This is a genomic window from Streptomyces sp. WM4235 (assembly GCF_001279725.1).
In the GTDB taxonomy this organism is placed as follows: domain Bacteria; phylum Actinomycetota; class Actinomycetes; order Streptomycetales; family Streptomycetaceae; genus Streptomyces.
On record NZ_LGDE01000061.1, the window covers coordinates 1 to 8,116 of the forward strand.

Genomic DNA, 8,116 nt, shown 5'->3' on the forward strand with positions numbered 1-8,116 from the left:
GAACGAGCCCGCCGAACAGGGACAGGACCGGGGCGCGGTGCGTCTGCGCGGCGCCACGGCCGAGGACGCGCAGGCCGTCACGGAGGTCTTCCTGGCGTCGCGCGCCGCCGCGATGCCCTACCTCCCCCGGGTGCACAGCGACGAGGTCACCCTCGCCTGGATCACGCACGTCGTCCTCCCCGACAGCACCGTGTGGGTCGCCGAGGACGAGCACGGCGAGCTGCTGGGCTTCGCCTCGCTGGAGGGGACCGAACTCGACCACCTCTACCTGCGGCCCGACGCCCTGCGCCGCGGCATCGGCTCGCGGCTGCTGGAGCTGGTCCGCGGGGCGAGCCCCGCGGAGCTGACACTGCACGTGTTCCAACGCAACCCCGGCGCCCGCGCCTTCTACGAGCGACACGGATTCGTCGCCGTGGACTTCAACGACGGCAGCCGCAACGAGGAGAAGGAGCCGGACGCCATGTACCGCTGGACCGCCGGGGACTGACCATCCCCCGGCTTCGACGGGTTGTTGTCGCGATTCGGACCACAGGTCCACACGGGGAAGAAGGAAGACACGTGCAGGGTGAAGCCGACCGGTCGACGGGGATTCCGCTGTCGTACGCACAGTTGGCCCTCTGGTTCAACGACCGGCTGCAGGACGGCGACGCGTCGTACCACATGCCGGTGGCCATGCGGCTCACCGGAATCGTCGACGTCGACGCCCTCCGGGCGGCGCTGGACGATGTGATCGGACGCCATGCCGCGCTGCGCACGGTCTTCCCCGAGCGGGACGGGACCCCGTACCAGCACGTGTTGGATCCGGCCGAGGTGGTCACGCCACTCACGGTGGCCGAGGCCGACGAGGAGGAGCTGCCGGAGTTGATCGCCGCCGCCTGCCGGGTCCTCTTCGACCTGACGGCGGACCCGCTGCTGCGCCTGCACGTCTTCGTGCTCGGTCCCCGGGAGCACGTGGTGCTGATGGTCCAACACCACATCGCCGGTGACGGATGGTCCATGGCTCCGCTGGCCCGCAACCTGAGCGCCGCGTATCTCGCGCGGAGCCAGGGCCGGGAGCCCGTCTGGGCTCCGCTCCAGGCGAGTTACGCCGACTACGCGCTCGAACAGCGCGAGTCGCTCGGCGACCTGGAGGACCCCGACAGCGGGATCAGTGGCCGGCTCGGCTACTGGAGCAAGGCCCTGGACGGCATCCCGGACTGCCTCGAACTGCCCACCGACCACCCTCGGCCGGCGGTCAAGACCTTCGAGGGCGACTACTTCCCCTGGGAGATCTCCGCCGAGCTGCACCGTGAACTGCTGGCGCTGACGCGCACGTGTCGGGTGAGCCTGTTCATGCTGGTCCAGGCCGCGCTCGCCACGGTGCTGACCCGTTCCGGCTCCGGGACGGACATCCCGATCGCGAGTCCCACCGCCGGGCGGATGGACGAGCGTTACGACGACGTCGTCGGGTACTTCGTGAACCCGCTCGTGCTGCGCGTGGACACCTCGGGCGATCCGACCTTCCGGGAGCTGCTCAAGCGGGTCCGGCGGGTCGACCTCCAGGGCTTCTCCCACCAGGAGATGCCCATCGAGCGGTTGATCACCGCGCTCAACCCGCCGCGGTCGCTGGGCTGGCATCCCCTGTTCCAGGTGATGCTCGCCTTCCAGAACCTGCCCAAGGCCGAACTGGTCTTCCCCGGAGTGGACATCGAGTTCGTGGAGGCCGACCCGGGCGGCGCCCGGTTCGACCTGTCGTTCAACGTCATGGAACGCCGTGACGACGACGGCGGCCCGGGTGGGCTGACCTGTTTCGTCGAGTACAGCAGCGACCTCTTCGACCTGGCGGGCGCCGAGGCCCTGATGAGCCGGCTCACCCTGCTGCTGGAGGCGGTCGCCGGTGACCCCGATCAGCGGATCGGCTCCATCGACCTGTTGACCCCCGAGGACCGGGCCGCCCTGCCCGCCGCCTGGAACGGCCCCGCGCTCCCCTCGGGTGCGGGGGCTCCCCCGGACGTCACCTTCCACCGTGCCTTCGAGGAGCGCGCGGCGGCCGACCCCGACCGGATCGCGGTGGTCGCCGGCGCGACCCGGCTGACGTTCGCCGAGGTCAACGCGCGGGCCAACCGGCTGGCCCGGGAACTCGTGCGGCGCGGCGCCGGCCCCGAGCGGTACGTGGTGCTCATGGCGACCCGGGACGCCGACGTCCTCGTGAGCCTCCTCGCCATCCTGAAGTCCGGGGCCGCCTACGTGCCCGTCGCGGTGGACACGCCGGGGGAACGGCTCGCCGGGCTCCTCGACACCGTCCGACCCGTGTGCGTGATCGTGTCCGGGGCCTGCGTCGAGGCACCGTGGGACCATCCGGCGGCCTGTGCGATCGACGACCCGCTGGTGACCGCCGCGGTCGCCGCGCACCCGTCGCACGACCTGACGGACGCCGACCGCACCGGGCCCACGGGCCCCGGCGACGCCGCGTACGTCATCCACACCTCGGGCTCGACCGGCACCCCCAAGGGCGTCGTCGTCGAGCACCGATCGCTGACCAACCTGATGCGACACCACCGGGCCCGTCTGGTGCGCCCGGGGACCCCGGACGGCCTGGACGTCGCCCTGGTGGCCTCCCTGACCTTCGACACCTCGTGGGAGCCGCTGTTCTGGATGCTGGAGGGCCACCGGCTGCACCTGCTCTGCGACGAGGTCCGGCTCGACCCGGCGGCGCTGGTGGCGTACGTGCGGCGCGAGCGGGTGGCCTTCCTCGACCTCACCCCCACCTACGTGGCGCCGCTGATCGCCGCCGGGCTGCTGGACGAGGACGCGCACCGGCCCGAGGTCCTGATGCTCGGCGGCGAGGCCGTGGGGCCCGACCTGTGGACCCGGCTCGCGGCCGTGCCGGGCGTGGCCGTGCACAACTACTACGGACCGACGGAGACCACCGTCGACGCCCTGGCGTGCGCGCTGGGCGACAGCGCCACCCCGGTCATCGGCCGGCCCATCGACGGCGTGCGCGCCTACGTGCTGGACGAGTTCCTGCGCCCGGCCCCCGTCGGCGTTCGCGGTGAGCTGTACCTCGCCGGGGTGCAGGTGGCCCGCGGCTACCTCGGCCGTGCCGCGCTCACCGCGGAGCGGTTCGTGGCCGACCCGTACGGTCCGCCCGGTGCGCGGATGTACCGCACCGGGGACCTGGCGCGGTTGCGTCGCGACGGGCGGGTCGAGTACCTCGGTCGCGCGGACGAGCAGGTGAAGATCCGCGGCTTCCGGATCGAGCCGGGCGAGATCGAGGCGGTCCTGGAGCAGTACCCGGGCATCGTCCAGGCCGCCGTCGTGGTCCGGGGCGACTCCCCCGACGACCGGTTCCTGGCCGGCTACCTCGCGCTCGCCCCGGGCGCCGTCCCCGACCCGGCGGAGCTGCGCGCGCACCTCGCGCGGCGACTGCCCGACTACATGATCCCCGCGGCGTACTCCCACCTCGACGCGCTGCCGCTCACCAGCAGCGGCAAGCTGGACCGGGCGGCGCTGCCCGAGCCGGAGGTACGGATCTCCGAGGGTCCGGGGCGCGCCCCCGAGGGCCCCGCGGAGACCGCCCTGTGCGCGCTGTTCGCCGAGGTGCTGCGGATGCCCGAGGTCGGGCCCGACCAGGACTTCTTCACCCTGGGCGGCCACTCGCTGCTCGCGATGCGGCTGATCAGTCGCATCCGTACGGTGACCGGGGCCGACCTCACGGTCCGGTCGGTGTTCGAGGCCCGTACCCCGGCCGGCCTGGCCCGGCTCGTGGGGGCCGACGGGCCGGGGGGCGGCGAGCGTCGCCGTCCCGCGTTGCTGCCGGCGGAGCGCCCCGACCGGATCCCCCTGTCGTACGCGCAGCGCAGGCTCTGGTTCCTCCAGCGCCTGGACCGGGAGAGCCCGGCCTATCACATCCCGCTCCCCCTGCGGCTCGACGGGCCGATCGACATCGGGGCCCTGGCGGCCGCCCTCGGCGATGTCGTCGAACGGCACGAGTCGTTGCGCACGGTCTTCCCGGACGACGGCGGTGCGCCCCGGCAGCTGGTCCTCGACCCGCGCCGGCTGCCGCCGCTGCTCGACGTGCTGCCGCTGCGCCCGGACGACGCCGACGGCGCCGCGCTCGACGCGGTGCTGGCGGCGGCCGCCTCGGAGCCCTTCGACCTGGCCCACCGACCGCCCGTCCGGGCACGGGTGTTCAGGATCGCGCCCGAACGGCACGTACTGCTGTTGACCATCCATCACATCGCCTGTGACGCCTGGTCCCTGGGGCCGCTCGCCCGCGACCTGGGCGCCGCGTACCGGGCCCGGCTGGCCGGTGGGGAGCCCGACCGCGGCACGCCGCTCGCGGTGCAGTACGCCGACTACACCCTGTGGCAGCACGCCCTGCTCGGGGACGACCAGGATCCGCGCTCCCTGGCCGCCGAGCAGTGGGCCCACTGGAGCGAGGCCCTGCGGGGGCTGCCGGAGGAGATCGCGCTGCCGGTGGACCGGCGTCGTACCGCCGCGACGGGACACGCGGGCGGGGTCGTGCCGCTGCGGGTCGACGCCTCGGTGCACCGCGCCCTGGTGGAGCTCGCCGGCGGTGAGGGCGCCAGTCTCTTCATGGCCGTCCAGGCGGGCCTCGCGGGCCTGTTGACCCGACTGGGAGCCGGTACCGACATCCCGCTGGGCACGCCGGTGGCCGGGCGGCTCGACGAGGGGCTGGGCGAACTCGTCGGGTTCTTCGTCAACACCCTGGTCCTGCGCACCCGCACCGAGGGCAACCCGACGTTCCGGGAGCTGCTGCGGCGGGTGCGGGAGACCGACCTCGCCGCGTACGCGCACCAGGACCTGCCCTTCGAACGGCTGGTGGACCTCGTCAACCCGGCGCGCTCGCCCGGCCGTCACCCGCTCTTCCAGGTCGCCCTGGTGATGAACCAGGCCGTGGAGACGTCCCTCGACATTCCGGGCGTCTCGACGCGGGGCATGCAAGTGGGCCTCGCCCCGGCCAAGTTCGACCTGACGTTCACGCTGGGCGCGGAGCCGGCGACGGACGGCACGGCGGGCGCGTTGGTCGGTTCCGTCGAGTACCGGGCCGACCTCTTCGACGAGTCCCCCGCCGCCGCCCTCGCCGACCGGCTGGCCCGGCTGCTCACCGCCGTGGCGGCACATCCGGACCTGCCGCTGAGCCGGGTAGGGCTGCTCGCCGACGAGGAGCGGACCCGGATCCTGGAGGAGTGGAACGACACCCGGCGGGAACTGCCGCCGACCACCCTCGCCGACGCGGTCGCCGAGCAGATCGCCCGGACGCCCGAGGCCACCGCCGTGGTCTTCGAGGGCGCCGCGGTGAGCTACGCCGAACTGGACGGCCGGGTGGACGCCCTCGCCCGGCGGCTGACGGCCGCCGGGGTCGGCCCCGGGAGCCGGGTCGCGGTGGCGTTGCCCCGCTCGGTCGAACTGGTCGCCGCCCTGTGCGCCGTCCACCGGGCGGGCGGCGCGCACGTGCCGCTCGATCCGGACTACCCGGCGGAGCGGCTGGCGTTCATGCTGGCCGACGCCCGGCCGGCCGCGCTCGTCGCGGCGGGGCGGACCGCCGACGCCCTGGGGGTGCCCGAGGGCCTCACCGTGGTGGACCCGTGGGCCGGGGCGACGGACGAGCCGGCCGGCGACGGGTCCGCCGTCCGCGAACCGGTCGGCCCGTCCCCCTCCGATCCCGCGTACGTGATCTACACCTCCGGCTCGACCGGGCGCCCCAAGGGGGTCGTCGTCCCGCACGAGGGCGTCGCCAACCGGCTGCGCTGGGGGCAGGAGGAGTACCGGCTGACGTCCGTCGACCGGGTGTTGCAGAAGACCCCGTCCAGTTTCGACGTGTCGGTCTGGGAGTTCTTCTGGCCGCTGACCACGGGTGCCACGCTGGTCGTCGCCAAGCCCGAGGGGCACCGTGATCCCGCCTACCTGTCCCGGCTGATCCGCGAGGAGCGGATCACCGTGGCGCAGTTCGTGCCCTCCATGCTGGACGCCTTCCTCCAGGATCCCGACGCCGGTCGCTGCCGCTCGCTGCGCCTGGTCGTCGCCAGTGGCGAGGCGCTGGGGTCGGCGACCGCGCGCCGGTTCCGTGAGGTGCTGCCCGACGTGCTGCTGGTGGACCTGTACGGCCCGACCGAGGCATCGATCGAGGTGACCGCGTGGGCCTGCGGCCCGGACGACGATCCGAGCCGGCCCGTGCCGATCGGGCGGCCGGTGTGGAACACCCGCGTCTACGTGCTGGACGCCGAACTCCAGCCGGTGCCGCCGGGGGTCACCGGTGACCTCTACCTGGCGGGCGTGCAGTTGGCCCGCGGCTACCTGGACCGGCCCGCGTTGACCGCCGAACGGTTCGTCGCGGACCCGCACGGCGCCCCCGGCACCCGCATGTACCGCACGGGTGACCTCGCGCGGCTGCGGGCCGACGGGGTCATCGAGTACCAGGGCCGGGTCGACGGACAGGTCAAGGTCCGCGGCTTCCGCATCGAGTTGGGGGAGATCGAGGCCGTGCTCCGCGAGCACCCGGCGGTCGGCTCCTGCGCCGTGGTCGTACGCGAGGACCCGCGCGCCGCGTCCCGCATCGTCGCCTACCTCGTGCCCGCCCCGGGCGGCGCGGCGCCGGGCGCCGAGGAGCTGCGCACGCATCTGCGGGGCAGGCTGCCCGAGCACATGGTGCCGACGGCGTACGTGCCCCTGGACGCGATCCCGGTGACGGCCAACGGCAAGCTGGACCGGGCCGCGCTGCCCGATCCGGCGGCGGTCGTCGGGGACTCGGCCGCCCGGGAGCCGCGGACCCCGCTGGAGAAGACCCTGACCACGCTCTTCGCCGATCTGCTCGACGTGCCCGTGGTCCGGCCCGACGACGACTTCTTCCTGCTGGGCGGTCACTCGTTGCTGATGGTGCGGCTGGCGGGGGGGATCCGGGCCGAGCTGGGCGTGGACCTGCCGATCCGGACCCTGTTCGACTGCCCCACCCCCCGGTTGATCGCCGAGCGCCTGTCGGGGATGACCGGCCTCGCGACCGGCCCGGCGTCCACGGCACCCGCGGCGATCGACCCGGTGACGGTGCCGGGTCCGCAGTTGCCCGCCGCCGCGCCGTCGGCCGACCAGGAGGCGGCGCTCCCGGCGTGGGAGCCGCTGCTGGCACTGCGGGCGCAGGGCTCGCGGCCCCCGCTGTTCTGCGTGCACCCGGTGGTGGGCGACGGGTTCGGGTACGCGGGGTTGCTGCGCGGCCTCGGCCCCGATCAGCCCGTGTACGCGTTGCAGGGCATCGGGCCGGCCGGCGGAGGGGAACGTCCCGCCGACATGGGCGCGCTCGCGGCGGAGTACGCGCGGCGCATCCGCGAGGTGCGGCCCAACGGCCCGTACCGGCTGCTGGGATGGTCGTTCGGCGGGGTGCTCGTGCACGAGATCGCGATCCAGCTGAAGGAGAGCGGCGAGAGCGTCGACCTGGTCGCGCTGATGGACAGTACGGCCCCCACGGCTGCCGATGTGCGGCAGGGAACGGTCACCGAGGGCGAGGTGCTGCTCCGCCTCCTCGACGCGGTGCGCGCGCCCCGTGAGCGCATGGAGGCGGCGGCCGACGGGAGGTGGACCCCGGACGCGGGGGAGTTGCTGGGGTTGCTCGCGCCCGCGCTGGGGGCGTGGGCGCCGCGTGACGCGGCCCAGTTGGCCGTGATGCTGGACACCTGCCGCTACCACGGCGAGCTGATGGCCCGCTGGTTCCCGAGGGTGCTCGACGGCGGGCTGTTGACGTTCACCGCCACCGCCGAGTTCGCCTACGACGGCCCCGGTGCCGGGGCGGAGCAGTCCGTGGCGGGTCCGCAGAGCTGGGTGAACCACGTCGTGGGACGCATCGAGGATCATCCGATCGACGCCCGGCACCTGGAGCTGGCCGATCCCGGCCCGATCGACGAGATCGGGCGGATCCTCGCCGCGGCGCTGGAACGGAGGGAGGTCCGATGAGTACGACGGGACGCGGGGTGTTCGCCCCGGGGCACGAACGGTGCGCGGCGGTCCGCGAGGACCCCCGGCCCGGGGACCGGCCGTCCGGGGCCCTGGAGCGGGCCCGGACGGCCGGTGGCCGGAACTCGACCGCGCCTGCGCGCGCTGAACGACGGTCAGCCGTGGCCCGGGG

2 protein-coding genes are annotated in these 8,116 nt (G+C 74.2%); both read left to right on the forward strand.

Annotated features, from left to right (window positions below):
- The first annotated feature begins 37 nt into the window (after positions 1 to 37).
- Complete coding sequence (locus tag ADK55_RS38370) at positions 38 to 487, forward strand: GNAT family N-acetyltransferase (protein ID WP_063839470.1); 450 nt, start codon at positions 38 to 40, stop codon at positions 485 to 487.
- Positions 488 to 558: 71 nt separating this feature from the next.
- Positions 559 to 7,944 carry an amino acid adenylation domain-containing protein gene (locus ADK55_RS07595; RefSeq protein ID WP_053676704.1) on the forward strand — a complete coding sequence of 2,462 codons (7,386 nt, stop codon included), beginning with the start codon at positions 559 to 561 and terminating at the stop codon, positions 7,942 to 7,944.
- The last annotated feature ends 172 nt before the right edge of the window (positions 7,945 to 8,116 follow it).